Origin of the sequence: Dongshaea marina (assembly GCF_003072645.1) — a bacterium.
Classification (GTDB): domain Bacteria; phylum Pseudomonadota; class Gammaproteobacteria; order Enterobacterales; family Aeromonadaceae; genus Dongshaea; species Dongshaea marina.
The window spans coordinates 3,645,352-3,671,118 of the sequence record NZ_CP028897.1 but is presented as its reverse complement, the minus strand read 5'-3'; the positions used below and the strand labels follow the sequence as shown (position 1 = coordinate 3,671,118).

The window sequence follows — 25,767 nt, the reverse complement described above, 5'->3', positions numbered from 1 at the left end:
TTTCAACCGATAAAGCAGCTGGCTCAGGAGTCACCCCTGAGCCAGCTGCTGCGGATCAGAGCTCTGCCTCATTATGACTCTTCTGTGAGATAGCTTTTCACCTGTTTGGCGATAATCTTTTGCAGCAATTGAACCTGCTTTTCTCCAATTTTTGTCACCTCAAGCATCCGGGTTAGATTCACATTCATGATGTTAAACATCAAGGCTTCGCCGATAAGGCACTGTGCCAGAATAGTGGATTCATCCTCACTGAGATCCGTAATCTTTGCCAGTAGCAACTTGACCAGCCCCAGCATCTGGCTGGTATAGCGTTCGAAGATGATATCAGCCGCGGCAGAGGGGTTGATCTGCTCCTGGATCATGATCGAGCCAATTTTCTTAGTGACAGGGTCAAGGGTGGCTAGGGTGATATTACTCAATAGCAGGATCAGCTTGTCCTGGTAATAGCTCTTAGGGTGACTTTCGTTGAGCAGGAGTCCAAGATGAAAGACCACGGGACCCAGCTGTTCGGTAATGTCTGAGATAAAAGATTCAATCACCGCATGATATAGCCCCTCTTTATTGCCAAAGTGGTAAGCGATGACTGAGATATTGGTCTGTGCTTCCTGAGCTATGGTGCGGGTGGTGGCACCGAGGTAGCCATATCTGGAGAAGACATTCAGGCCCGCTTCAAGGAGCCGCTGCTTACTTTGTTCTCGTTTGCTCATATCCGGCACACTTTGTTCATTCACTGATTGCCGATTTTAAATCAATTGATTTAACTCTTCAATGTAGCGTCGTTAAGATAAGCGGCGGCCTTTATAAAAGGGGTGACAGACAAAGGGGGAGCCCCCCTGTCCGGGCTATCGGATCAAAAATGGTTGAAGCGCATCAAATAAAGAATCAACTTCATCCCGGGTGTTGTAGTGCATAAAGCCGATCCGCAGTACACCACCTCTATCCAGGAGCCTCAGCTGCCTGCATAAGCCCAGTGCATAAAAATGCCCATGCCAGACACAGATATTGTGGGTACCGAGAACCTGAGCGATATCCGATGGCATCGCTTCCTTGAATCGCAGTGCAAAGGTTGGGGTTCGCTCATGGATTCGGTTTTTGTCTGAGATCCCATAAAGAGTGATGTCAGAATGCTGGGCCAGTTTATCCAGAAAGTAGCGACTTAACTCCATCTCGTGGGCCTGACACTGTTCAAAGCTATGAACCAACCGCTGGCGAAGAGATAGCTCAGGCGAGGAGAACTGGGCCATATAGCGGATAGCAGCCACCAAGCCAGCCAGTGCCTCAAAGCTTTGGGTCCCGGTCTCAAAACGACCAGGCCCCTCATTGGTGGCTGGCTCCACTTTGTAGGGATCCAGAGAGTGCAGCCACTTCGGTGCAACATAGGCGATCCCCAGGTGGGGACCAAAAAACTTGTAGGCTGAGCATGCCAGAAAGTCGCAGCCCAGTGCCTGGACATCCACTAACCGATGGGGAACGAAATGTACGGCATCCAGATAAACCTGGGCCCCAACCTGGTGGGCTGCCTCTATGATGGGTTTGACATCGACCAGAGATCCCGTGGTGTTTGAGGCGTAACTGAGGGCAACCAGCCGGGTTTTTGGGGTAATCAGTGAAAGCAGGTGCTCGTAATCCAGGGTACAGTCATCTTCGTTGATCCGGGCCTGATGAACGACAGCGCCCTTATCCTGAGCGGCTTGCTGCCAGCTTGAGACATTTGAATAGTGATCCAGTGCGGTCACTATGATCTCATCACCGGCTTGCCAGTTGCGACTGATAGCCCGACTCAGCAGGAAGGTCAGGGAGGTCATATTGGCCCCAAATACTATGTTCTGCTCCGATGGGGCATTGAGTAAAGCCTGGGCATGCTGGCGAGCCTGCTCCATCAGCTCAACTGTCTTATGGCTTGAAAAAAACGAGCCACCCAGGTTGGAGTTGTAGCGTCCCAGGTAGTTTGTCATCGCATCTAATACGGACTGGGGGACCTGGGAGCCTCCGGGTCCATCGAAAAAGCATACAGGAGATCCTTTGATCTGCTGCTGCAGGGCCGGGAACTGCTCCCGGACGGTCTTGGGGCAAAAGGTCATATGTGACTCCAGAAGAGTGGTTGCATATCAGGCTGTGAGGACAAAGACATCGCGCACCCCAGGCTGCTGTTTATCAGCGGGCTGGATCTCGGAAACATAATGAAAGTAGCGCTTATCATTGAGAATGATGAACTGGTTCTCTTCAAGGGTACTGCTCAGGTGAGGATGCTGATCGACGGGGGCAGAGAAGATCTGGGTATAGCCACCACGAACATTCTCACGCCTGACACAAAAGATCCCAACGAAATTGAAACCATCCTGATGGATCCCTTCAGGGGCCGGGGAGCCTGAAAGATCACAGGAGCAGGTCACCCGGATCTGATGCACTCCAATCGGAGTTTTTTCGCTATCAATACCGGTCCGCTCGATAAAAGCATTCAGCAGGTATTGGAACTCAGCTTGTTGCTCAAGCTCAGGTGAAATATGCTCGAAACTGCGTTCAACATCACCAATCAGGCGGTTTACATCCGAGGACTGCATGAAGTTGTTGCCATCTAAGCGTTCAATGCCTTGCTCGCTTTTCCGATAGCGGGAAAAAGCTCGAAATCGACAGTTGCTTTCAAGGTAGGGATCGGGCTCGAGGGTTTCAAAGAACTGACCCAGTTTTTCTGCGTATTGGCCGGGCGCCTGAAACGCTTCGATAAGAAAAGTGCTCTCCATTTCATGTTACTCATTTGTTAATTTTGAGTTAATATAAATAGCACCTTTTTTCACATCGACCAATTTATTTTTGTATTTAGGTGATCAGGATCGAATTTTTTGTGGAAAATGACGTCTGTTTTGGAATAAAAGATTGGGGTGGCGCCATTTTGTCATTGTCCGCAGGCTGGGAATGGCTCTGGTGTGTTTCTGCTGAGAGCGGCCCTGAGGGAGCCTGCGTTGCATAAAGGGTCTCAAAGTCTGGCCTGCAGGTTAATAGCAGAGCCCGGGAGCGTTTAGATAAGTGGCGATGAGAACTTTGCCATCTGTTACCTGCATGCTGCAGTGGAGGGGCCGAATTTGACCTTGCGGTGGTGTTTGATATAGTGGCCACTCGAAAAACGAATTTGAACCGGAGGGTATTGATGATTGTAGTAACCACCTTCCGGGTAGTGCGTTAGCCTCACTGTTAAGTTGAGCCCGCTGCCCGGTTTCTAAGCCGGGGCCAATTGCCCCTGATATCTTATCTTTATGGCGCTATGCGTCAGGGGTTTCTATGATCACAAACTACTCCCTGCCCAAACTGGGCTGGTCTGCATTTTTTCAGCAACAATTCACCCTCGAAGAGTGGCAAAATCTCACTGCCCTGCGAGTCATGGCTCAACACCGCAGTGAGGTTGAGCTTATCGGAGAGTGCGGCCGGCAGCGATTGGAGCTTACCCCGAATATGCCCGAGCTGACAGTGGGAGATTGGCTACTGTTGGATAGTCAGGGGCGGTTCGTTCGTTTGCTGGAGCGCTTGTCCCTGTTTTCCCGCAAGGCATCCGGCAGCAAAGTCGCCACTCAGCTGATTGCTGCTAACGTGGATACGGTTTTTGTGGCCTGTTCATTGAACGAGAACTTTAACTTAAGTCGTATTGAGCGCTATCTGGTACTGAGCAAACAGGCCGGAGCCGAAGCTGTGGTTGTACTCACCAAGGCCGACCACTGTGACGATCCTGGTGGGTTTGTCAGACAAGTACAGACACTGGATCCGCTGCTGATGGTGGAAGCCGTCAACGGATTGGATCCCCAGAGCGTGACGGTCCTTGAACCCTGGTGTCGGCCGGGTAAAACCATCGCCTTGCTCGGCTCCTCCGGGGTTGGTAAATCCACCCTGATCAACACCTTGCTGGGCCAAACGATGCAGAAGACCGGGACGATTCGTGAGGACGACAGTAAGGGACGTCACACCACCACCGGGCGCTCGCTGCACTTTATGCCAACTGGCGGGATCTTACTCGATACCCCGGGCATGCGAGAGCTGCAGCTGGCAGATTGTGAGGCCGGTATCCGCGAGACCTTTGCCGATATCGATGCTCTGGCAGATAGGTGTCGCTTTAGTGACTGTCAGCACCTTGATGAACCGGGCTGCGCGGTACGGGCAGCCATCCGCTCTGGCAGCTTAAATGAGAGGCGTCTGACCAACTACCTGAAGCTACTTCGCGAGCAGGCGTTGAACCGTGAATCTCTGGCCGAAAAGCGCGCCCGGGATCGCTCTCTGGGGCGCTTCTATCGCTCAGTAAAAAATGAGGTCCGGCAGCGCAAGAAACGCGATTAAATATATAGAGGATCAGGCTCCACGAGTGATGGTGACTTGCGTTGCCAAATTGGGATCATCTCCCGTCTGTAAGGCGGGAGATGGCCTGACTCTGGTGATCATTCAACCCAATTGGATTTTTTCTCTATCTTATCGGGCAGCTTAACATGCCATTTGGTTAACTGCGTCTTGCTAAACAGGAAGTGACCCTTCTGTGCGGTCACAGGTCTTATCTGACCCGGCGAGCCCCCCTGATTGAGGATCTGTTGGATGAGGCGAGCCGCTTCGACTCCCTGCTCTTTACCATAAAGTACCAGCCCACCGATCGTCTTATCTTTTCCAACTGAAAACTCCCATAACCCCAAGGGGGGAATTGGGGTGTGCTCAGAGGTCCAACGTAGCACCTCACCGGCTGGGATGTGACGATTATTCTGGTCAAGCAGGGTATGATACAGGCCAACAAATAGCAGATCATAGTTGTTCTTTTTGCTCTCTAAGACCAGCTGTTTCCAGCTATTCCACTCACCCACTAAGCGGATATCGACCCGGATCTGAGAAAATGTTGGGCTGGGATTTCCTTGGGCAAGATCTTGAAAGATCGCCAGAGATGTTTTGCTGTTATCAAGCAACAGGAGCGCCTGTCTGGGACGGGGAGTGAAGATGCTTCCTGCCGAGGCGATGGCTCGTTTGATCAGGGGGCGTTCCAGCACTCCGGTAATATTTTTTGCTCCATATACGCTGTAATCCCTTGGGTTATTATTTAGCCCAAGATAGACCACAGGGATGGATTGAAGTGCCAGGATAGGTCCTAAATAGCGGGTCGCATTGTCATCAGCCAGCACAACCAGATCCGGCTTAGTTTTCAAAAAAGACTCCCAGGCCGCTTCGGCTTTTCTGAGGTGTTGTTTCTGAGGGAGGCGCTTGGTATCCATTTCAAAGTACTCAAGCTGGTAGTCAGGACCCAGGGTCGACTCAAGCCCTTCCCGATAACTCTGGCTCCATGGATACTCAGCATGATAGCTCTCGATCACCAGGACTTTTGAGCTCTTTGCATAAGAAAAGCCGGGAAAAAACAGCACCAGAGTTAGGCATAGCATCCAACATCTCATCTGCAAGTACCTCGTTTCGTAAGGTTACAGGGCTCCGCAGAGCCGAGCTTCCGATACTTTAAAGCTAGAGGCTGAGCTCCCAATTTGAAAGGAGTTAAATTTGACGATCCAATCCTGGCTGTTGTGATATCTGCTGTCTGGTGGCAGATGCTTCAAGCGAATTTCAATGGATTGATCTGCAGTCAGCTAATTTGTGCCTGTGGCACAGGTGTCCGGTCGCGGACTGCGACCAGAGGGGATTGCTTGTCCAACCTCCTCTGCACTCCCAAGGACACCCAGATATTTTTGTTGTTTGGCTTGCAGCCGTCTGGATTGATGGATTCGTCATATAGCGATACTCGCCTGGCGGTCGAGTTACTTTGGTATCGCTCAAAGTAACCAAAGGCTCACTTCGGAACGATGCGCCTATGTCCCTATAGGCTTCCCCAGTTCAGCATCCCTGCTTCTCGCTTCATTGCCACGCAATTACGCCCCGACATCGACCTGCGTGGCTCGGCATCCTGCCTCTAACCCATAAAAACTTAGATTTCCTCTATAGTTGAGTCGGAGAAAGGAACATGATCCCCCCGTGAGCGAGCGCCGAGGCGAACCGTTAAGGATTAAGGTTGAGCGATAGGGATATCGCGAGAGCTTAGTCATCACATGGACGTGATGTCTAAGTGGTGCCTTGATCCTTAGGTGAGACGAGGGTAAAGCGAGATTTGGGGCGCCCGGGGAGATGCAAGAGGGTGCGGGCGAGCGCACTCTTTTGCCTGCCGCCGGTCACACCAGCACTTGCAGCAAAGCTGCAAATCAGCCGTGCGCAGCACAATGAAAGTTCGCTATTGGTACAAAGTGAATTTCAGTGATTTGACCTGCGGTCAGCTTTTTGTGCCTGTGGCACAATTGTCCGGCCGCGGACTACGGGTCAAGGGAACTGCTCACCCAGTTCCCCTAACAACCCCGAGGGTGCCCCCTGATTCGCGTTGATCCTCAGAGCCACTGGTTTTATGAGATACGCAGAAACGAGCCATCCATGGCTCGACCCTGCTTTCAGGATATCCATATCCTTCAATCTCAAACACCAACGTGCCCCTTCGGTGCGAATCAAAGGGGAGTTTAAACCCCGTTAGCGAGCGCCGAGGCGAACGATAAATCCACTATTTTGTTTTCGAGGCAGGATGCCGAGTTGCGCGCAGCTTTGCGGAGGGACTCGCAGCGCGGAGCGAACTTTTGGTTACTTTTCTTGATAGAAAAGTGACTCGCCAGTCGGGCGAGACCGACAATTGTCACGCAGTGGCAAGTAGCCATCCGCAGGATATATAAAAGGCTCGCTTTTGGTGTAAAGCGAATCTGGATAGCTTGACCTTCGGTCAATTGATTGGTGCCTATAGCACAGATATCGGGGAGAGAGGGGATCATAAGGGGAAGATCGTCTTCCCCTTATCGCTTAGTCGGGAGATCCAGAGGACACCTTACTTCTGTGCATCAAACAGCTTGCGAGCCGTTTGCTGAGCTTTCTCCAGTTGATCTTTATTCAGGTGGCGCGCCGCCTGATCCCGCTTGACCATGGCATCCGCCTCCTCCTTGCCTTTAAGCTTAGCGGCAGCCAGCGAGTACCAGATATAGGCCTGCTGATAATCCTGAGTCAGTCCCTTGCCGGATGCATAGAAAGAGCCCAGGGTAAATTGAGCCTGAGTATAGCCCTGCTCGGCAGCTTGCCTGAGGTAATCTGCCGCCTGCCGGTGATCTTGCGGGACCCCGACACCCTTGTCATAAAGTGAAGCCAACTTGTACTGAGCGCGAGGCAGTTTCAGCTTGGCTGATTGCTCCAGCCACTTGATCGCTGTGTCGTAGTTCTGAGGAACACCCCGGCCATACAGATAGAGAAGGCCAAGATCATACTGTGCAGGCGGATAGTTCTGCTCGGCGGATTTTTCAAACCAGCTGGCTGCCTCTTTATAATCCTGAGTGACGCCATAGCCCTTGGTGTAGGCGATCCCAAGATCATATTGGGCCTTGGCATACCCCTGGTTTGCCGATTTTTTAAACCACTCAATCGCCGAGCCATGATCCTGCACCACATCTTTGCCCTTGGCATACAGGACACCGATCTGTTCCTGGGCTTTGGCGACGCCATCTTTTGCCTGCTGCATCAGGTCATCGGTCAGGCTGTTGGCAAATAGCTGGCTGGTAAACAGAACTCCGGCGATCAAAACCAGGCTGCGTTTCATAGTATTCTCCAATTTAGCTCAATCAACGCTCTCTATGGCGTGGCTGGTAACTTAATTTAACTCAGTGACATCAGGCTATTGTGAAATCAGCTCCCCGGAAGGCACAATTTCGATGACCCGGGTTTTATCTCCCTCAACCTCCCAACGAATATTGAGGTGGTAAAGGCTCATTCCATAGCTTTGCAGTGATTCATCTTTTTTACGGTAGGCGGGGCGGGGGTCCTGCTCCAGCAGCTCAGTGATCAGCATTTTGAGTTCAGGGTGCTTCCGGCTGTGCTGCTTGCACGCTTGTTTGGCCTCATCATTAAATTCAACCTGCATCTGGGTTTGCGGGGCATCGGGGGCAAACCCCCCCAGAGCATCTGGCTGCTGATCCACATAGGGAAGGTAGGGCTTGATGTCGACGACAGGGGTGCCATCCACCAGATCCAACCCCTCGACCCATAAGCGGATAGCTCCCGATTGCTGCTCTACATGACTCAGCTTGAGGACCGACATGCCAATGCCGTTGGGGCGAAAGGTAGAGCGGCTGGCAAAGACCCCGACCCGGCGGTTGCCGCCTAAGCGGGGAGGGCGCACAGTCGGAGTCCACCCCTTGTCCATATTTTGATGAAAAAGAAACAGCACCCAGATATGTGAGAACTCCTCAAGGCCACGGACAACTTCCGCCTCATCATAGGGGGCTTTCAATTCAATATACCCCTTGGCCGAGGGAACCAGCCCGGGTTGACGGGGTACTGCAAACTTGTCGCGATAGGGGGAGTAAACAGTCCCGATCGCTTCGATATTGTGATTCATAATGTCAGGATGAGAAAACCGAGTGGCTCAATTTAACACAGCCGCCGGAGTTGGCGAAGCCTGAGGGGGATGAATTCAAGTCTGGGGAGATGTTCATTCAGCATCGAACCCTCTACAATCAATGGATTCATACAGAGCATAGATGCAGTGAGTGGAGTGGAAGTAATGAATGATGACCTGGTGAAACGAGCCTGTAACCCCTGGCTCTCTATCTGGATCCGCCCCCGGGCGACGATCCGTGAGATTGTCGAGCATAATCCCAGAAAAATGGTGTTATGCCTTGCGATGGTTGCCGGAATCGCAGAGGCGCTGGAGCGCAGTGGTGATAGTAATTTGGGCGATCGTTTAGCACTTCCCTGGTTGTTGCTGGTGGCGATTGTCGGGGGAGCAGTACTGGGAGTGGTTGTCCTCTATGTCGGGAGTTGGTTGCTGGGCTGGACCGGCCGCTGGCTGGGAGGGCAAGCGGATCAGCTGGCACTTAGAGCTGCCCATGCCTGGTCGTCGGTGCCGAAGATCTGGGCACTCCTGCTCTGGATCCCTTCTTTTGCTCTGTTCGGACCGATTATTTTCACCAGCCAGCCCCCTGAATTTAGCGGTGAGATATGGATGTCACTGGCGGTGCTGATGATTGCTTTAATCAAGCTGGTGATCATCGTCTGGGCTTATATTGTGTTTTTGAAGTGCCTGGCGGAGGTTCAGGGTTTTTCTGCCTGGAAAGCCTTGGGGAATGCAATTTTAGCAAGTCTGGTGGTTGTGATCCCGCTGGGAGTCATCAGTGGGCTGGTGATCCATTTCACTGCATAAGCATGATTCCGGAGCAGCTCTCCGGAATCATGCTTATTCAGGTTAGCTGATAAAGCTTTGCCCCGGGCGCTCTCCCATTTTTTCGGGGATGGCGCCCTCCTTATCTGACTCGCGGTAAAAATCAACATGGAACAGGACTTCACCTGTGATAACTAGATGGTGAAAGCGCTCTGAGTGAATCAGTACAGGCTGCTCAGGGGTTACCTTGATAGCCTTGGATGAGTCATCTTCCCAGACAAATTCCAAAGAGCCTTGCTCGACGACCAGGCACCCAAATTTACCTTTGGGCGCCAGGTGGTTATTCAGCAGCCCCTGTGGGACCGTATCCTGAGTAAAACTGGGTGTCGATCCAACCTTAACCGCGCCTTGTGGAAGAGAGTTATCATTTGTATGCATCTGCTTCTCCTTAACTCTTGGGGGCCACCTGTGGTGGCCGAGCTTTTTGAGTCTGTAATTGACCAACCTTGAGTCGAGACGGGTCAGACTCGATTTTTGGCCCGGCCCGGGGATCTACAGCGGACCGGTTACTATTTACTGAAGTGATCGGAGTGGCCACCTTAGTTGGGGTCGAGCAGTGGCTCTGTGTTATTGGGTTTTACTTTGAATATCACCAGTAGCACAGCAATCAACAGCGGCAGGGCGATCAGCAGCAGTGACAGCGTATAGGAGCGCAGTGGGTGCACTGGAGAGTCCATAAATTGCAGAGCGCTCTCCAGATGCCCCAGGATGATCTGAAAGGCAAAACCGATGAGGCTGATGGTCAGGTTGATCAGCGCAAAAGCGGTGCCGTGCAGTGAGCTTGGGACAATATTGCGCACCACATCAAAGCTTAACAGCATGCTGGAAACAAAAAAGCCCAGGCTGAAGTAGAGCACCCGGACCAGCCACACACTTTTTACCCCGGTCACTATAAAAAGTGGAACCGTTGCAAATAGCAGTAGAGTGATGACGGCAGAGATCCGCATCCAGCTGGTGTTTTTGCGAAACAGCGAAGAGATTGCACCGTGCAGGGGCCCTCCGACCGCGATGCCGATGAAGGTCAAAATGGTAATCGAGGCCGCCTGCTCTTGACCAAGCCCCAGGATCTTCTGAGTGAAAATCACATTGTAGAGCTCAGAGAACCCAATCACCACCACGCCCACCATGATCCCGGCATACAGAGCCAGAACCCAGACTCCGGGGCTTTGCATCACCGACCAGAGCAGAACTCCGTGGCCGGAAGAGGGAGTCTCTGAGATTTGTGGTAGCGCTGGTCTGCGTTCACGAAACAGTAGCAGGATCACTGCAGCCAGAATAAAGCCAACCAGTGCAATATAGTAGAGCGCATTTTGCCAGCCATAATCCTGGATGATGATACTGAGCACATATTGGCCGAAGATCCCCCCAGCAGGACTCCCATGGTATTAATCAGGCCCACGGCGACTGGAAACACCTTCTCGGGAAGCCACATAGAGGCGGTTTTTAATGCTCCGAGAAAAGCGAATGCAGAGCCGATGGCAATAAGTACCCGGCCAGCCAGAATGGCGCCAAGGGAGGGGATGGCGATCATCAATAAACCACCGGCGACTATGGCAACCGCAAGGCTCAGGATCAAGCGTAGCTTGTAGCGATCCAGCAGGTAGCCGGCAAGGATCTGAAAGACCGCATAAACAGGAAAGTAGACACTCATCAGATCGCCGATGGTCTGTGTGCTGGTATGCATGGTGCTTGCAATAGGTTCAATCAATACACTGGGGCCGTGTGTTGAAAATAATCCAACCCGTAAAACAGTGTGATCAGTAGCCACATAAACCAGCCGTAGGCTAAGGAATATCTGGGTGCAGTGAGCTTTTGCATGACGCTCCCCTTAATGTCCAAGGATGGTGCCGAACGGATTATAAAATCAAGATCTACGAGCCGGGTGATGCATCGTCTGATAAATGGTAGTCGTGGCACCGGATGATGAATTGCACTCCAAGTTAAGGGAATATTCAGCCAAGGTCAATTTATATTTCTAGGTTTTTGGAAATAATATATCACCTAAGGTTATAAGCTTGTTACCATAGCTGAACAGTTGCATTTCATGCACTATGTTTGCATTTCATTCCTGCCCGATGCATCTCATTTTTTATCTCGCCATACCTGTTGTTTTCGTGTGGTTTCTTTGTAATTTTGCCATCCATTCGGGAGTTTTCTCCCCCTTCGAAACTACAATCAGGCGAAACAAGAGTAGTCATCATGGACCAATCCAACACCAATAGAATTCGCATCATGACCCTGCTGGGGACCATTTTGACCCAGTTTGCACTGGGCTCTGTCTATACCTGGAGCCTGTTTAATGCAGAGCTCTCCAGTAAACTGAATGAGCCCCTCAGCAGTGTGGCCTTCACCTTTGGTATTCTGACGCTCTCCCTGGCGGTTGCTTCATCACTGTCCGGCAAGATGCAGGAGCGCTTCGGGGTCAAGGCGGTGACCATTGCTGCAGGTTTGTTATTAGGAGGCAGCTTCTTCCTGACCGCCTATGTCAGTAACCTGATGATGCTGTATATTTTTGCCGGTTTGCTGGTGGGCTTTGCCGATGGGACCGGCTACCTGATGACCCTCTCCAACTGTGTAAAGTGGTTCCCCGAGCGTAAAGGCCTGATCTCGGCTTTCTCAATCGGTGCTTATGGCCTGGGAAGCCTGGGCTTTAAGTTTATCAATACCAAACTTCTGGGAGCCTTTGGTCTGAGTGCGACTTTCCAGCTGTGGGGTGTGATCGCCATGCTGATGGTGATCCTGGGTGGATTGATGATGACAGATGCGCCTAAGCAGCAGCTGGTCAAGGGAGTGAACAGGGTGCGCAACCTGACTCTGCCTCAGGCGATGCGGACCCCTCAGTTCTGGATGCTGGCTCTGATTTTCCTGACAGCCTGTATGAGCGGCCTGTATGTGATCGGGGTTGCCAAGGATATCGGGGAAAACTATGTGCATCTGACCACTTCGGTTGCAGCCAATGCCGTTGCCGTGATTGCGATTGCCAACCTGGGTGGACGTCTGGCACTGGGGGTTTTGTCTGACAAGATGCTGCGCATCCGGGTGATCAGCATCGCGCTGACTTTTAGCCTGGTCGGGATCTGCCTGCTGCTGTTTGTTCCGCTCAACGAAAGCTTGTTCTATCTGGCAGTTGCCTGCATCGCGATAAGCTTTGGTGGCTCTATTACCGTCTACCCTTCCCTGGTGAGTGACTTCTTTGGGTTGGAGCATCTGACCAAGAACTATGGTCTCATCTATCTTGGCTTTGGGATCGGTAGCCTGCTGGGATCGATCGTGGCATCCCTGTTTGGTGGTTTCATTGCAACCTTCTGGGTGATTTTCAGCCTGCTGGTGATTTCACTGCTACTCTCTTTGACCCTGACACCCGTCAGATCCTCTGCAAAAGAACCTGTTACTCCCGAGGTGGCGATATCTGCCAGTTAAGGGGTGATTGACTCTGAACATCTTTTAAAGGGGGCTATAGGCCCCCTGATTATATCTATGACAACTAAAATCCTGACTGTAGGATTAATATAGAAACTATTCCCTGCTAAAGGCTTTATTTGGTTTGACATCAGGGTTTTGGTTGATTGTATGAAGAAAAGATCTCGTTTAATATGCCGAATTGCTTCATGCCGTTTAGCAAGTCATTGAGCTCGTTGAGACTCAAGGCACTACCTTTTCTCAGTAAAATTGTGTGCTGATATATTTGATCATACTTATCAGAGACAATGATTTTATCTTTATCCATAGGGTTTTCTTGAAAGTACAACTCCAGATATGATTCTGTCACCACTGCTATATCATCTCTTCCTAAGAGAATTAGCCTAATCAAGGATTTTGGAGAGTTGACGATATGGGCATTGAATTTTGTTTTTAAAAATACCTCATCGGCATTGAAGTTTGCAAATCCATAGTGATAACCTCGAACAACGGAGATCCTTTTATCACTAAAGTCATCAAAGTAGCTTCGATCTCTTCCCGGTACTGACAGGGCGATGTACTTCTCTCCACCCGTCAGGATAACCCTTGATGAAACAACAGGATATCCATCCCATCCCCATTTTTTATCTTCAAAGAAAATCAGATCAAATTTATTTGACTCAAATGAAGAGTACCTGCCTTTGGATGAGATAGGTACAAATTGAAATTTGAATTCCTCCTGATATTGGTTCAGTGCCTTGATTAGATCCAGGGTCAAACCTTTATATTGGCCATACTCTACAAATACGAAGGGAGGGAAGATATAGCCACCGACATTAACGATTTGTGATGAATGGCTAAGGGGAATAGATAGAGCCAACAGAATAATGATTAATATTTTTTTGAATCGAATTAAAAAGAAAGAGAACATTCGAATCAATTTAAGTTGATACCTTGAGTCGCTGAAGTATTTCGACCAGGCATTATGAGCCGATTGATATCTGGTTATTATATGAAGCAACCAGGGACTCATCACAACAAGGGATCCGGATTAGATGCAAGGTCGCTTAAGAGAGATGACAGTCGTATTTGCGGCCTGTGATGGTGGAAAAACATAAGGCGATACCCCAACGGCATTTATCATAAATGGTGGTTGCTGGCGGGGTAAAAAGCAAGATACCAGTAGCGCTAAGGCAGGCGGAACCGGCATGCCAAAAATTGCTGGATCATAAGCATGGATAGCTATAGCCGGATAGGCTTCCTGGAGAACCTAATGTTTTAGCTATTGTGAATTTAATATAAGAAAACTACGATTTATGGTTGTCGTTCAGCTCCGGTTTATCATAAGGTGATTGCAAAATGATCAGCAGGGAGATGAGCATGTTACTAAGACTATGGGTCGCATTTTTGGTTGGTATCACCAGTATTGGGGCTGTTGCCAGGGCTGGTGTTCCCGAGGTGGTGCCAGCGATTCAGGAGAGTCGCCAGCTCTATCATCCCGTCTGGTCTCCCGGGGGGATGGTGGCAGCTCAGGAGGCGGTAGCAGCCCGGGTGGGCGCAGAGATCCTAAAAGCGGGGGGTAACGCCGTGGATGCTGCGGTGGCAACCGGGTTTGCGTTGGCGGTGACTCTTCCTAAGGCGGGAAATCTTGGTGGTGGTGGCTTTATGCTAGTCTGGCTCGCCAAAGAGCATAAGGCTGTGGCGATCAACTATCGGGAGATGGCTCCGCTGGCAGCTACTCATGATATGTATCTGGATGACAAGGGAAAGGTGAACCGTGCCCTTGCGACCCGCCATTATCTGAGCTCCGGAGTTCCGGGCACCGTGGCAGGGCTTGTCCTGGCACAACACAAATATGGCAAGTTGACCCTTAAGCAGGTGATGCAGCCTGCGATCAAGCTTGCCGAGGATGGGATTATTGTGACCAGGGAGCTATCAGAGTCGATTGATGCAGCCTCCGGCTTACTGAAACAAGACCCAAGCTCCCGGCATAAGTTTTTCACCAAAGAGGGTAAGGCCCTTCCCCCTGGAACTCTCTGGAAGCAGCCCCAATTGGCGAGCACCCTTAAACTGATTGCCAAAGAGGGAGCTTCGGCTTTTTATCAGGGAAAGATTGCTCATCAGATCGTCTCGGCCATGGAGCAACACGGGGGCTCTATAACCCTTAAGGATCTTAAAGAGTACCAGGCTAAGGTGGTGCCTGCGGTGCGGGGAACCTACCGCGGATATACTGTGTTATCCATGCCGCCTCCCAGCTCAGGAGGGATCACCCTGGTAGAGATGCTCAACATCCTTGAGAACTATGATCTGCCGGTCATCGGCAGTAACAATGCCCGCTATTTTCATCTGCTGACCGAGGCGATGAATTACGCTTATAACGATCGCAACTATTATCTCGGTGATCCCGATTTTGTGGATATCCCCCAACAGAAGCTGCTCTCAAAAAGCTATGCCAGCACCCTGGTTAAAAAGATAGATGCCAGCAAGCATACCCCGGCGATCAAGATCTCCTACTTAAAGCCGGTGGGACTTGAGAGTAACAATACCACCCACTACTCGGTGATCGACCAGGCGGGCAACATGGTGGCCAACACCTATACCCTGAACTGGAGCTACGGCAATGGCTATACGGTCCCGGGAGCAGGGTTCCTGCTCAATAATGAGATGGATGACTTTACCGCGAAACCTGGCGCCGCCAACAGCTATGGCCTGATTCAGGGAGAAGCTAACACCATAGCCCCGGCAAGCGCCCCTTGAGCTCAATGACTCCGACTCTGGTGCTGACCCCCGAGGGAGAGCCCTTCATGGCAACCGGTACCCCGGGAGGCAGTCGGATCATTACCACCACCTTGCAGGTGATCCTCAACCGTATCGATCAGGGGCTCAACCTAGCGGGGAGTGTCAGTGCACCGAGGATCCACAGCCAGCTCTGGCCGGATCAGCTCAGCTATGAGCAGGGGATCAGCGAGGACAGCCTGGCAAGGCTGCAGCAGATGGGTCATCAGGTCGTGCCTTTCAATGCGATGGGCTCTGCCAATAGTGTGGAGTATCTGGGCAAAGGAAAGGGGACCCTGGGAGTCGCCGATCCAAGGCGCCCCGGGGCCTTAGCCATTGGTGAGGCGAAGGCACAGTAGCCTAATTACCGGTTGGTCACTTTAATCCCAGCAGTTGACGAAACTGCTTGAGGTTGCTGCGGCTGACCGGGATCTCCCGGCTCTCATCATAGAGCTTAAGCAGGTAGGTGCTATTCACCCAGGGGGTGATCTCTTTGATCTTGCGAAGGTTAATGCAATAGGAGCGGTGGCAGCGAAAAAAACTTTCGGCGGGCAGCTGCTCAACCAGCTCACTGATGCTCATTGGCACCGAGAATTGGCCATTGGCGGTAAAGACCAGGGTCTGCTTTTCGTCGGCGACGGCATAATTGATCTCGGCTACCTCAGTCACCAGGATGCGTCCATCCCGGTACAGATTGATGGTGGTTACTGTGGGGGCCCCGGGTAAGCCGGGTTGATTACGGATGAGCTGCCTGGCCTCAATCTTCTGCAATACGGCGCAGATCCGCTCTTCATTAAAGGGCTTGAGTATATAGTCGAAGGCATCAACTTCAAAGGCATCCACCGCAAACTCCTTGTAGGCGGTGGTAAAGATGATCAGTGGCTTTTCTGCAAACTTGGCGATTGTCTTCGCCAGCATCATGCCGTCAATCGAGGGGATGTTAATATCCAGAAACACCAGGTCAACCTTGTGATCCTGCAGGTACTTAAAGGCCTCCAGCCCATCTTCAAAAGATGCTTTAATCTCGATCTGACTGTGAGCCCCAACCAGGTAACTCAGCTCTTCGCGCGCCAGGTACTCATCTTCAACAATTATGGCTTTTAACATCATGGCCTCATTTTTTTTCCGGATGCTCCTGGATATAAAAGCAGATCTCGGTGCCGGGCTCCAGCCGTTTGATCTCAAGTCTGTGACCATAGGTGAGGAGCACCCGCTGATCGACATTCATCAGGCCGATGCTCTGGCTTGGCATTTTGCCAAGACGCAGTCGCTCGATCACCCGGTGGCTGATCCCTCGACCCGAGTCGCGGATCGTGATTTTGATCCGATCGCTTAGCTGTTTGACGATAATGGTGACGACCCCCGGACCCCGATTGGGCTGGATGCCGTGCTGGATCGCGTTTTCCACCAGAGGCTGGATCAACAAAGAGGGGATTTGGCAATCCACGGGATCCACATCAAACTCCACCTTAAGTTTTTTACCAAAGCGGGCTTGTTCGATGGAGATATAGTCTCTGACCTGTTTGAGCTCCTCCTGAAGATCGATCATCTCCTGGCCGCGCTCCAGGTTAAAGCGCAGAAAATCCGCCAGATGTGCGATCAGGGCTCTGGCATCATCGGGACGGATCCGTATCAGAGAGGAGATGGCATTGAGAGCATTGAACAGAAAGTGCGGATTAATCTTACTTTGCAGTGCCGAAAACTCCGCCTTGCTCGCCATACTCTTGAGCTGCTCAATCCGTGATACCTCAAGCTGGGTCGAGATGAGATGGGACAGGCCGATCGCCATCTCCTGGAGGGACTGGGTGATCTTGTGCTTCTTGCGGTAGTAGATCTTGAGGGTCCCGGAGATCTGTTCATTTTCGGTCAGCGGGATGATCAGCAAAGAGCGAAACAGGTTATCGGTGAGATCATTGCTTAGGATCAACTGCCGGCTCTGGACCGCCTGGCGGGTGATGGGGCTTATCTCCCATAGCTTATCCGAGGAATGGGCCTGCTCACCGACTCCCACATAGGCCCGGACCTCCTGGGTATCTGTGATGGCGACCGCATCGGCACCTATGTCGTCTCGGATGATCTGGCACACCCGCTTGAGTGAGTCCGGATGATTTTCCCGAAAGTAGGGAAGGGTCTGGTTGGCGATGTTCAGTGCCAGCTTGGCCTGGCGGGCAGCGATGAGCTCCATCTCATCATCCAGCCCCTGGATGAGCTTGATAATCAGGCCAATACAGGCGGTGCCGGCAATCATAGGAAACGCGATGAGCTTGACGATCCCCGGGCCGCTCTGGGGAGAGAGCGCGACAATCAGCAGCATGGTCAGGATCTCACAGGTCATGGCACTGAGCATGCCATAGATCCAGTACTGATTTTTCTTGCAGCGCAGGTGGATCCAGGTTCCGAGCAGGCCTGCCACTATGCTGGAGATGAGGCAGGGGATCGAGGTGACACCACCCACATCTATGATGTAGCGGTGAACTCCGGAGATCAGCCCGGCAGGAATGCCGACCCAGGGACCAAACAGGATCCCACCGGAGAGGATCGCGATAATCCGCACATTTACCAGGGAGCCGGCTACCCGGATCCCGGTATAGGTGCTGAACACCGCAAACAGGATGAATAATCCCGAGATCAGAGCAAGCTCCGTGGGTTTGAACTCGCGCTTTTTAAACAGCTGCTGGAATAGTGTGGTACGGGTCAGCAGGAACAGGACCATGAAGAGTAACGCCGCTCGCTCTAATACCCCGAGTAACATCATCAACTGTTCCTGATACATACCTGTGCCTCATCCTGCTTTATTGTGATGGGAAATAAAAAGACCAGGGCAAGCCCTGGTCCTCTTGGGATTCATGGTGCGACCACCGGCTTAGGGGATCAGCGAAAGCTGTTTTCCCAGATAGACCGCATGGGTCATATTGGTTGCATTGAGCTTTTTGATCAAGCGGTGGCGATAGGTTTTGACCGTATGGTGAGAGATATCCAGCACAAAGGCGATCTCTTCGGCGGTCTTACCCTGAGCACTCCAGTACAGGACCTGCAGCTCTGAACGACTGAATTGGGTTTCAGGCAGGTCGGAGCGACGTGTCAGGACATGCTGACGGTATTTTTCGTCCTGGGAGAAGCGCGAGTAACTCAGCTGCGGCAGCTCCTCACAGTAGAGCTCCATGGTGCGATCAATAAATTGCGCGGTAAACTGCTCCAGCGGTGAAACCGTTCTTTCATAAAACTGGAACGGGTTTGTCGGAGATTCATCACTGTAGCAGTGAACCAGAATATGACAATCCGAGCAGCTGCGCGCCAGCGAATAGCAGCGGTGCAGGCCGTAGCTCAGCAGGTGTTGGAAATAACTTTTTTCCAGCTCATCCAGGTGCACATACTCCTCAGGAAAGATCACCCGGTTTTTACCGAGAAAGGCTCCCTGAGTTAGGATATCGGCACGATACAGGCCATTTTTAAAGAAGTCACAACTGACCTGGTTGTTACTATTACTCTTACTGCAGCTAAGCCAGCTGCGCTCTCCGCCACGAAGAATGATCATGACGACACAGGCTACGACCCCTTCGATATCCAGGAGGCTACCGGTCAACTCTTTGACCATTTCAGCATGACGAATACGAGCAGGTTGGATAGATTGTGCAGCAGGTTGCGAATACATCTCGACTCCTTTAGGCAAGTCAATAGAGCGCTAGAGAAAGGTGAATACAGCACCAAAAAATTCAAAGTGACTCAGCTGTGAGCCCATTAAGGTGCGTATTTATACCCTCAATTGTTTAAAAAATCTACACCTTTTTGGATTTGAAATGACGCGGCTGATTAATCGGCATAAAGCTGGGCTGCTCATCGGCGATCAGATGCAACACGTGTCCCTGTCCAAGCAGCAGATAATGGCACAAAGTGAAAGGTTGTTGAAGACCCAGACGAGCCAAGCGGGTGAGTTCCTCTATCCAGGGGATTTTTCAATAATATAGCTGCACTGGGTAGCATCCGGGGGAAGGGGAAACGTCTGGGGAAGGGAGGTCTGAGCCGGGAGCATCTGATAGGCCACCAAGTTGTGGAAGGCGACCGCCCATTTGGGATAGCAGTCGGGGCCATTGGGGGCGACGACGACGATAAATCCCTGATCGTCGGTTTCGATTCCTGCAAGTTCAATGCTGGGAGAGTACTTATGAAAGGGGGTATTCCAGGCTACATGGCGCATCCACAACTCCTTAGTTCGGCTCGTTGGCTGCAATCTCTCCTTGTGTAGTTTTAATGATGGCAGATCTGCCAAAGGTTTAAAACAGGCGCCTGGCGGCGCCATAAAAATCAAGCGGTTTCTGTGAGCTGCGGGCTGCCTGAAAAGCTCTTGATGAAGGTTGCACGGTGAATATCCCCCATGCTGACCATACCCACCAGAACACCCTCCTGGGTCACAGGAATGCGTCTGAAGTTGTGGCGAGCCATCACTGCGACCGCTTTTAGCAGGGGGTAATCGGGCGTCACACTGATCACTTGCTTACTCATCAGCTCGGCAGCTGTCATCGAGAAGATCTTGCGATAGTCTTGTTCCAGGGCCTGAAAGTTAATCGCGCTGGGACTCTCCATCAGATCTTTAATATCCGGAAACAGGAACTTAAGAATATCGCGCTCGGCGATCACACCGGTCAGGATCCCCTGGCTATCGATGACTGGAATAGAGGAGAAGCGCTGCAGGCACATCAGGGATGCAACCTCCTGCAAGCTGGTTTCGGGAGAAACAGATTTTACAGCACGACTCATGACATCTTGGATTAGCATGGATTGGCCTCCTTGCTCAGCTTCCCGGTGGTGAGAAGCGGCAGTTATGAAAAGAGATACCAGGGGTTGACCCAAGGGTCAGGGATCAGAAATGAAAGGCAAAAAGGTGAGTTCGCTGATCTTCCCCGGCAGAGATCTACCCTAACAGAAAGTTTCAAAGATGAAAAATAGATGTTAATTATTTGTTTAGGTGAGGTTCAGCTAGTGGATCGCCTGAGGTGACTCTCCCCACTCACAGCTGCGAAGAGCCTGAGTGGGGAGTCATTCTTAGTGCTCTTGTTCGCCGTGCTGGGCTGCAATCTTATATTTTTTATAGATAACCAATCCCAGCAGGGCGACCACGACCGAGCCCAGCATGTAGTAGGGGTGGGAGATAAAGGCACCATACACGGCATAGGCAGAGCCCAGGATGGCGATCAGCGCCAGCAGTGGCAAAAATGGCACCCGGAAGGGGCGGGGTGCCTGAGGGCGGGTGTAACGTAGTCGCCAGATCCCGGCAATGATGGTCAGGTAGAAGATATAGAAGAGAGCTACCGGAACATCGCCAAAAATATCAAACACATGGCTTTGTCCCAGTCCATAGAGTCCAAAGCCGATGCTGATGACAACCAGGGTCCAGCAGTTCATAAACAGGGCTGAGTTGCTGGGGATATTGGTGCGAGGCGATATCTTCAATAGTTTTTTGGAACCGGGGAAGGGACCGCGAAGTGCCAGTGAGTAGGGCATTCTCAGGGAGTAGAGAGAATAGCCATTGAGGACTCCCAAAGCAGAGATCACGATGAAGCACTGGATGATCTTTCCTCCCAGGGGGCCAAACAGCACATTGGCCGCGCTGAACACATTCACTTCACCCGAGTTGTAGGCGTACTCTGCACCCGGAGCCACATGCAACAGGCCGATGGTGAACAGCAGATAGACGGCGGCAATTACCACGATCCCGCCGATGATTGCGATTGGCAGGTTACGCTGAGGGTTTTTGATCTCGCGGGCAACCGTTGAGGCAAAGATCCACCCCTCGAAGGCAAACAGCACAGGGATCATCGCGGTAGAGATGGCGGTAAAGGCTGAGAGATCTTTGACAGTAGCGCCGCTCATCTGCAGGCTGGTGGAGGCGTCACCGCTAAAAAATAGCCCGGTGATGGCGATCCCCAGCAGCGGGATCAGCTTAAGCACTGTCATTACTTTTTGCAGGTGACCGGCCAGGGAGGAGGAGATAAAGTTAATCCCGTTGATCACTATGTAGTAGCCATAGGTAAACAGCATCAGGTTTTTAAGGCTAAGGGGCCACCCCAGAAACATCAGGGTAAAGGTAGCCGAGTAAAAAGAGATGATACTGAGGGTCAACGGCATATAGAGCACCGACTGACTCCAGCCGATCACAAAACCGAAGGCTCTGCCCCAGGTCTGATCGCCAAACGACTGTAGTCCTCCAGTGTTTTGGGTCATGCTGGCAAGCTCAGAGACCACGACTCCGGCGATAATGGTCAAAAGAGCGCCGCTGACCCAGGCGATCAGGGCAAAATGCTCAGAGCCTCCCGTATTCGCCAGGATTGGTGTTGCCTTAAAGTAGATGCCAATACCAACCACGGTCCCCACCACCATGGTGAAGGCGGTGAACAGTCCAAATTTGGGCTTCAGGGAGTCTTTCATCTTGCCAGTTACCTTGCTGTGACTTATTCAACAGTTAAATCGAGTGTATGCAGCGGCCGTTAATTGCTCCACAACCCAGCAGAGATTGGATCGGACTGCCGGGCGGGAAGAGCGAGCACTACACTAAATTATTCAGTCTATCCTGGTCAGGATAGATTTAATTCTGAACGGATAAGGGCAAGGAAAATATAATATTTACTCCCGGGGTGAAAGTGAATTAGCTAAAGAAAGCTAATCTTTTTACAAATTCAACAGATTTTGACTTTTTATTGAAGGGACCTTAAGGAAGGAGATCTCCCACCTGCGACAGGCAGGTGGGGGACTGAGTTAGCTGACTTGATGCGCCTTGATATAGAGTTTGCGGGTGTAGACCTTGTCTAGCGGGTTATCTGAGTAGCCGCCGACATAGGGCTTGACCAGCCGGGTGGTGACGAAGTCAAAGATCGGGGCGACCGGCATGTCGCGGTTGATGATCTCCTCCAGCGCGTCATAGGATTGGGCACGCTCCCTGGCGGTGGTCAGACGGGCGCTGTGCTGATAGATGCTGTCATACTCTTTGTTGCAGTAGGCGCTGTTGTTCTGAGGGTTACCACATAGCAACAGCCCCAGGAAGGTGCTGGGCTCGTTATAGTCCCCATACCAGTCGGTGACCGCAATATCGAAATTAAACTGCTTGAGCGTATCCAGGTAGACCTTCCACTCCTGATTATTCAGCGAGACATCAATCCCGAGCTTTTTCCACATCGAGGCGATGGCGAGAGCAATTTTCTTATCATAACCATGGGGGCTGTAAAGCAGGGTGACTTTCAGTGGGTGCTCCGGGCCATATCCCGCCTGCTTCATCAGTGTGAGAGCCTTTTGATCCAGCTCTTTCTGAGACCACTTCTCCCAGGGCAGGCTCGGTTTGGTAAAGCCAGCCGTTGCCGGCGGGGTAAAGGTATAGGCGGCGAGCTGCCCTTCGCCCAACACATCTTTGGCGATGATTTCACGGTCAATCGCATAGGCCAGAGCCTTGCGCACCCGGACATCATTAAGCGGCTTACGCTTCATATTGAAGCTGTAGTAGTAGTTGCCGATCACCCCGGATGTTTGAAGCTCATTCCCCATATCCTCCTTTAGCCGGTGATACTGGGCTGGATCGGTCGGGATCTGGTAGGTCATGTCCATTCCTCCGGCCATGTAGCGATTTACCTCGGTGTTCGGCTTAGTGACCGGCAGGTAGGTGACCTGGTTGATATGGGTCTGGCTGTTGTTCCAGTAGTAGGGGTTGCGCACCGCGACTATCTTTTCATTCACCACCCAGCTTTTAAGCTGATACGCACCGTCTGAAACCATGTGCTCGGGGCGGGTCCACTTCTCACCATACTTCTCAACCACCTTTTGTGGCACAGGATAGAAGGTAGTGTTGGCCAGCATCTGCACAAAGTAGGGGACCGGTTGAGATAGCTCGACTTTAAGCGTGTAAGGATCCAGTGCCTCAACTCCCAGTTTTGAGGGAGGGAGCTTGCCATTGACGATGGCATCGGCATTTGTGATATGGGCTTCCTGAACAAACCAGCTGTATGGCGAGGCAAGCTTGGGATCGACCGCTCTTCTCCAGGCAAACACGAAATCTTTAGCCGTTAACGGCGTTCCATCGGACCACTTGGCGTGGCGAAGGTGGAAGGTATAGATCTGGTTATTGCTGTTTTCCCAGTGGGTGGCGATTCCCGGAACCATCATACCCTGTGGGCCGATGGAGACCAGCCCCTCAAAGAGATCCGCAAGGATGTTGGAAGCTGGGACTCCCTCAACCTTTTGTGGATCCAGGGTCGCGGGCTCTGCACGATTGCCACGGATCAGCTGCTGAACCTTGGCGAGTTGCGTAGAAGGGCTTGTAGCTTCGGCCTGAGACAGGGTTGATAAGCCGAGTGAGAAGAGAGCACAGCAAAAAAGTGTAAATCGAAAAAGAGGATTGGGGGACATAAAAACTCCATGTTGAAATGACTGTCACATCAGGGTGTTCCTTTGATTTCTAATTCATGCCATCAATCTTGATGGAGCCTTCAGAGTGCATAAATATTACCCAGGAGTGAATAGCTATAGGGTAAAGGTAAACAAATTGTGACCCGGGGTTACGCTGTGACATATTGTGAAATAGACTTAAACAATAATTTGGTCTCATTTTCGATATCGCAAAGCGGTTTTTGTGTTTGGAATTACGATGCATTGTTTGTTTTATGTGATCTGCTGGTGGATTTTTGGTTGCCTGGGGGTTTTGTGAATATTGAACTGTGATCTGGATCACGCGCTGTTTTTTGGTGCGTATGCTAGTCTGCGGCGCTTGTAATTTATGCGATTAAAAAAACAACGCTAATAAAAATGTGACAGATCACACCTGATAAAGAGGGTTTACAATGGAACAATTGATTGCTGCTATCAATGGTTTGCTGTGGGGAAAAATCCTCATCTATCTGCTGCTATTCGCCGGGGCTTACTTCACCCTCCGCTTTGGATTTATCCAGATCCGCCACTTTGGCCACATGTTCTCGGTTCTGAAAAACAGCCGCCAAGCCGATGCTGCAGGGATCTCCTCGTTCCAGGCTCTGTGTACCAGCCTGGCGGCAAGAGTGGGAACGGGAAATCTCGCCGGGGTTGCGGTAGCCCTCTACCTGGGAGGGCCGGGAGCCATTTTCTGGATGTGGCTGATTGCCATCATCGGGATGGCCACTGCATTTGCCGAAAGTACCCTGGCACAGCTTTACAAAGTGAAAGATGATGACGGGAACTATCGGGGCGGGCCCGCTTATTACATGGAGCTGGGTCTGGGAGCACGCTGGATGGGAGTCCTGTTCTCTTTGTGCTTACTGCTCGCCTTTGGCCTGGTGTTTAATGCGGTGCAGGCTAACTCGATCTCGGCCGCGATGCAGGTGGCATTCAATATTCCAAGCTGGGGGACGGGTCTTGCAATTGTGATTGCAGCCGGACTGATCATCTTCGGCGGGATCCGGGCCATCGCCCGCTTTGCGGAGTTGGTGGTGCCCTTCATGGCGCTCATCTATCTGTTGATTGCCCTGGTGGTTGTCATGATGAACATAGGTGAGCTGCCCGGGATCATCTCCCTCATCGTTAAGTCCGCCTTCGGACTGGAGCAAGCCGGAGGGGGCGCCGTTGGTTTTGCCATCTCTCAGGCGATGATGAACGGTATCAAGCGCGGCTTGTTCTCGAATGAAGCAGGTATGGGTTCGGCACCAAACGCGGCAGCGACTGCGACCCCTTACCCGCCGCATCCGGCATCCCAGGGCTATGTGCAGATGCTGGGGGTGTTCATGGATACGATCGTGATCTGTACCTGTACCGCCTCAATTATCCTGGTTTCCGGGCAGTTTGAGCCGGGCTCAGGGATCACCGGAATCGAGCTCACCCAGAGGGCTCTGTCTGCCGAAGTAGGGGGCTGGGGAAATACCTTCATCGCCATCGCCATCCTGTTCTTCGCCTTTACCTCGATTGTGGCGAACTACATGTATGCCGAGAACAACCTGATTTTTCTCGAGCATAACCATAAGGCGGGACTGACCCTGTTCAGGATCTGTGTGCTGGCAATGGTGATGTTTGGGGCCATGGGGGAGCTACCTGTGGTCTGGGCGATGGCCGATGCCTCCATGGGGATCATGGCACTGATTAACCTGGTCGCGATCCTGCTCTTATCCGGCGTCGCGGTCAAATTGGCCAAAGACTATAACCGCCAGCTGGATGCAGGCAAGCTGCCCACCTTTGATCTCAATGACTACCCTGAACTCAAGGGTAAGGTGGTTGAGGGGATCTGGGATAATAACGCCCAAAAACCTCAGGAACCTTCTAAATCATAAAGATGTAAGTTGATAAAGAGATAAAAAGAGCCCGTTATCCGGGCTCTTTTTTATTGGGCATCGATGTATCCCTGGTCTGTT

Annotated in this window: 21 protein-coding genes and 1 pseudogene; 5 read left to right on the top strand and 17 right to left on the bottom strand. The window is 51.6% G+C overall.

Annotated elements, in window-relative coordinates; translation table 11 throughout:
• Positions 1-71 precede the first annotated feature (71 nt).
• The 3 genes from DB847_RS17165 to DB847_RS17155 form a co-directional block, all read right to left on the bottom strand.
• Positions 72-707, bottom strand: coding sequence for a CerR family C-terminal domain-containing protein (locus DB847_RS17165; protein ID WP_159084707.1), 636 nt, complete (start codon positions 705-707; stop codon positions 72-74).
• Between the two features lie 135 nt (positions 708-842).
• Entirely contained in the window at positions 843-2,081 is a 1,239-nt protein-coding gene (locus DB847_RS17160; protein WP_108651801.1) for a cysteine desulfurase-like protein, read from the bottom strand.
• A gap of 27 nt (positions 2,082-2,108) precedes the next feature.
• Positions 2,109-2,741 carry a 2OG-Fe dioxygenase family protein gene (locus DB847_RS17155; RefSeq protein ID WP_108651800.1) on the bottom strand — a complete coding sequence of 211 codons (633 nt, stop codon included), beginning with the start codon at positions 2,739-2,741 and terminating at the stop codon, positions 2,109-2,111.
• A gap of 535 nt (positions 2,742-3,276) precedes the next feature.
• Here DB847_RS17155 and rsgA point away from each other — a divergent pair.
• Positions 3,277-4,320, top strand: a complete 1,044-nt coding sequence (gene rsgA, locus DB847_RS17150; RefSeq protein ID WP_108651799.1) for a ribosome small subunit-dependent GTPase A — start codon at positions 3,277-3,279, stop codon at positions 4,318-4,320.
• 98 nt (positions 4,321-4,418) lie between these two features.
• Here the strand turns inward: rsgA and DB847_RS17145 are convergent, their stop codons facing one another.
• The 3 genes from DB847_RS17145 to tsaA all read right to left on the bottom strand — a co-directional run bounded on the left by DB847_RS17145 (position 4,419) and on the right by tsaA (position 8,419).
• On the bottom strand, positions 4,419-5,396 hold the full coding sequence (locus DB847_RS17145; protein WP_108651798.1) for an ABC transporter substrate-binding protein: 978 nt from the start codon (positions 5,394-5,396) through the stop codon (positions 4,419-4,421).
• 1,466 nt (positions 5,397-6,862) lie between these two features.
• Positions 6,863-7,621, bottom strand: a complete 759-nt coding sequence (locus tag DB847_RS17135) for a tetratricopeptide repeat protein (protein ID WP_108651796.1) — start codon at positions 7,619-7,621, stop codon at positions 6,863-6,865.
• A gap of 75 nt (positions 7,622-7,696) precedes the next feature.
• Complete coding sequence (gene tsaA, locus DB847_RS17130; protein ID WP_108651795.1) at positions 7,697-8,419, bottom strand: tRNA (N6-threonylcarbamoyladenosine(37)-N6)-methyltransferase TrmO; 723 nt, start codon at positions 8,417-8,419, stop codon at positions 7,697-7,699.
• Between the two features lie 165 nt (positions 8,420-8,584).
• On the opposite strand from tsaA, the gene DB847_RS17125 reads away from it, so the two are divergent.
• Positions 8,585-9,223, top strand: a complete 639-nt coding sequence (locus DB847_RS17125) for a YIP1 family protein (RefSeq protein WP_159084706.1) — start codon at positions 8,585-8,587, stop codon at positions 9,221-9,223.
• 42 nt (positions 9,224-9,265) lie between these two features.
• Here DB847_RS17125 and DB847_RS17120 read toward each other — a convergent pair whose 3' ends face one another.
• The 3 genes from DB847_RS17120 to DB847_RS26140 all read right to left on the bottom strand — a co-directional run bounded on the left by DB847_RS17120 (position 9,266) and on the right by DB847_RS26140 (position 10,925).
• Positions 9,266-9,619, bottom strand: a complete 354-nt coding sequence (locus tag DB847_RS17120) for a DUF1971 domain-containing protein (RefSeq protein WP_108651793.1) — start codon at positions 9,617-9,619, stop codon at positions 9,266-9,268.
• A gap of 161 nt (positions 9,620-9,780) precedes the next feature.
• Positions 9,781-10,587 (bottom strand): MFS transporter, encoded by an 807-nt coding sequence (locus DB847_RS17115; protein ID WP_159084705.1) that lies wholly within the window; start codon positions 10,585-10,587, stop codon positions 9,781-9,783.
• The gene (locus tag DB847_RS26140) at positions 10,503-10,925 is read right to left on the bottom strand and encodes an MFS transporter (protein WP_267897719.1); all 423 of its coding nucleotides are present in this window, start codon (positions 10,923-10,925) and stop codon (positions 10,503-10,505) included. Before DB847_RS26140 ends, DB847_RS17115 begins: the two co-directional genes overlap by 85 nt.
• A 515-nt stretch (positions 10,926-11,440) precedes the next feature.
• On the opposite strand from DB847_RS26140, the gene DB847_RS17105 reads away from it, so the two are divergent.
• Entirely contained in the window at positions 11,441-12,661 is a 1,221-nt protein-coding gene (locus DB847_RS17105; RefSeq protein ID WP_108651790.1) for an OFA family MFS transporter, read from the top strand.
• A gap of 130 nt (positions 12,662-12,791) precedes the next feature.
• Here DB847_RS17105 and DB847_RS17100 read toward each other — a convergent pair whose 3' ends face one another.
• Positions 12,792-13,571, bottom strand: coding sequence for a substrate-binding periplasmic protein (locus DB847_RS17100; RefSeq protein WP_159084703.1), 780 nt, complete (start codon positions 13,569-13,571; stop codon positions 12,792-12,794).
• A gap of 428 nt (positions 13,572-13,999) precedes the next feature.
• On the opposite strand from DB847_RS17100, the pseudogene ggt reads away from it, so the two are divergent.
• Positions 14,000-15,774, top strand: a pseudogene (gene ggt / locus DB847_RS17095) (gamma-glutamyltransferase).
• Positions 15,775-15,790: 16 nt separating this feature from the next.
• On the opposite strand, the gene DB847_RS17090 reads toward ggt, so the two are convergent.
• The 7 genes from DB847_RS17090 to DB847_RS17060 all read right to left on the bottom strand — a co-directional run bounded on the left by DB847_RS17090 (position 15,791) and on the right by DB847_RS17060 (position 23,803).
• On the bottom strand, positions 15,791-16,522 hold the full coding sequence (locus DB847_RS17090) for a LytR/AlgR family response regulator transcription factor (protein WP_108651788.1): 732 nt from the start codon (positions 16,520-16,522) through the stop codon (positions 15,791-15,793).
• Positions 16,523-16,529: 7 nt separating this feature from the next.
• The gene (locus DB847_RS17085; RefSeq protein WP_108651787.1) at positions 16,530-18,188 is read right to left on the bottom strand and encodes a LytS/YhcK type 5TM receptor domain-containing protein; all 1,659 of its coding nucleotides are present in this window, start codon (positions 18,186-18,188) and stop codon (positions 16,530-16,532) included.
• Positions 18,189-18,278: 90 nt separating this feature from the next.
• Entirely contained in the window at positions 18,279-19,067 is a 789-nt protein-coding gene (locus tag DB847_RS17080) for a helix-turn-helix transcriptional regulator (RefSeq protein ID WP_108651786.1), read from the bottom strand.
• A 285-nt stretch (positions 19,068-19,352) separates the two neighbouring features.
• Positions 19,353-19,610, bottom strand: a complete 258-nt coding sequence (locus DB847_RS17075) for a hypothetical protein (RefSeq protein WP_108651785.1) — start codon at positions 19,608-19,610, stop codon at positions 19,353-19,355.
• Positions 19,611-19,717: 107 nt separating this feature from the next.
• A complete protein-coding gene (locus tag DB847_RS17070; RefSeq protein ID WP_108651784.1) occupies positions 19,718-20,188 on the bottom strand; it encodes a CBS domain-containing protein in 471 nt (156 codons plus the stop codon).
• 267 nt (positions 20,189-20,455) lie between these two features.
• Positions 20,456-21,838: an APC family permease gene (locus tag DB847_RS17065; protein ID WP_108651783.1), complete on the bottom strand. Its 1,383-nt coding sequence runs from the start codon at positions 21,836-21,838 to the stop codon at positions 20,456-20,458.
• A gap of 327 nt (positions 21,839-22,165) precedes the next feature.
• Positions 22,166-23,803 (bottom strand): peptide ABC transporter substrate-binding protein, encoded by a 1,638-nt coding sequence (locus DB847_RS17060; RefSeq protein ID WP_108651782.1) that lies wholly within the window; start codon positions 23,801-23,803, stop codon positions 22,166-22,168.
• Positions 23,804-24,234: 431 nt separating this feature from the next.
• Here DB847_RS17060 and DB847_RS17055 point away from each other — a divergent pair, with 431 nt between their 5' ends.
• On the top strand, positions 24,235-25,686 hold the full coding sequence (locus DB847_RS17055; protein ID WP_108651781.1) for an alanine/glycine:cation symporter family protein: 1,452 nt from the start codon (positions 24,235-24,237) through the stop codon (positions 25,684-25,686).
• Positions 25,687-25,767: the final 81 nt, after the last annotated feature.

Excerpts from the sequence above, each read along its gene's own strand:
- DB847_RS17145 (WP_108651798.1), bottom strand. The coding sequence starts at position 5,396 with ATGCTATGCCTAACTCTGGTGCTGTTTTTTCCCGGCTTTTCTTATGCA.
- DB847_RS17060 (WP_108651782.1), bottom strand. The coding sequence starts at position 23,803 with ATGTCCCCCAATCCTCTTTTTCGATTTACACTTTTTTGCTGTGCTCTC.
- DB847_RS17160 (WP_108651801.1), bottom strand. The coding sequence starts at position 2,081 with ATGACCTTTTGCCCCAAGACCGTCCGGGAGCAGTTCCCGGCCCTGCAG.
- DB847_RS17065 (WP_108651783.1), bottom strand. The coding sequence starts at position 21,838 with ATGAAAGACTCCCTGAAGCCCAAATTTGGACTGTTCACCGCCTTCACC.
- DB847_RS17085 (WP_108651787.1), bottom strand. The coding sequence starts at position 18,188 with ATGTATCAGGAACAGTTGATGATGTTACTCGGGGTATTAGAGCGAGCG.
- DB847_RS17090 (WP_108651788.1), bottom strand. The coding sequence starts at position 16,522 with ATGTTAAAAGCCATAATTGTTGAAGATGAGTACCTGGCGCGCGAAGAG.
- DB847_RS17055 (WP_108651781.1), top strand. The coding sequence starts at position 24,235 with ATGGAACAATTGATTGCTGCTATCAATGGTTTGCTGTGGGGAAAAATC.
- DB847_RS17135 (WP_108651796.1), bottom strand. The coding sequence starts at position 7,621 with ATGAAACGCAGCCTGGTTTTGATCGCCGGAGTTCTGTTTACCAGCCAG.
- rsgA (WP_108651799.1), top strand. The coding sequence starts at position 3,277 with ATGATCACAAACTACTCCCTGCCCAAACTGGGCTGGTCTGCATTTTTT.
- DB847_RS17070 (WP_108651784.1), bottom strand. The coding sequence starts at position 20,188 with ATGCTAATCCAAGATGTCATGAGTCGTGCTGTAAAATCTGTTTCTCCC.
- DB847_RS17075 (WP_108651785.1), bottom strand. The coding sequence starts at position 19,610 with ATGCGCCATGTAGCCTGGAATACCCCCTTTCATAAGTACTCTCCCAGC.
- DB847_RS17165 (WP_159084707.1), bottom strand. The coding sequence starts at position 707 with ATGAGCAAACGAGAACAAAGTAAGCAGCGGCTCCTTGAAGCGGGCCTG.
- DB847_RS17080 (WP_108651786.1), bottom strand. The coding sequence starts at position 19,067 with ATGTATTCGCAACCTGCTGCACAATCTATCCAACCTGCTCGTATTCGT.
- DB847_RS17120 (WP_108651793.1), bottom strand. The coding sequence starts at position 9,619 with ATGCATACAAATGATAACTCTCTTCCACAAGGCGCGGTTAAGGTTGGA.
- tsaA (WP_108651795.1), bottom strand. The coding sequence starts at position 8,419 with ATGAATCACAATATCGAAGCGATCGGGACTGTTTACTCCCCCTATCGC.
- DB847_RS17155 (WP_108651800.1), bottom strand. The coding sequence starts at position 2,741 with ATGGAGAGCACTTTTCTTATCGAAGCGTTTCAGGCGCCCGGCCAATAC.
- DB847_RS26140 (WP_267897719.1), bottom strand. The coding sequence starts at position 10,925 with ATGCATACCAGCACACAGACCATCGGCGATCTGATGAGTGTCTACTTT.
- DB847_RS17105 (WP_108651790.1), top strand. The coding sequence starts at position 11,441 with ATGGACCAATCCAACACCAATAGAATTCGCATCATGACCCTGCTGGGG.
- DB847_RS17100 (WP_159084703.1), bottom strand. The coding sequence starts at position 13,571 with ATGTTCTCTTTCTTTTTAATTCGATTCAAAAAAATATTAATCATTATT.
- DB847_RS17125 (WP_159084706.1), top strand. The coding sequence starts at position 8,585 with ATGAATGATGACCTGGTGAAACGAGCCTGTAACCCCTGGCTCTCTATC.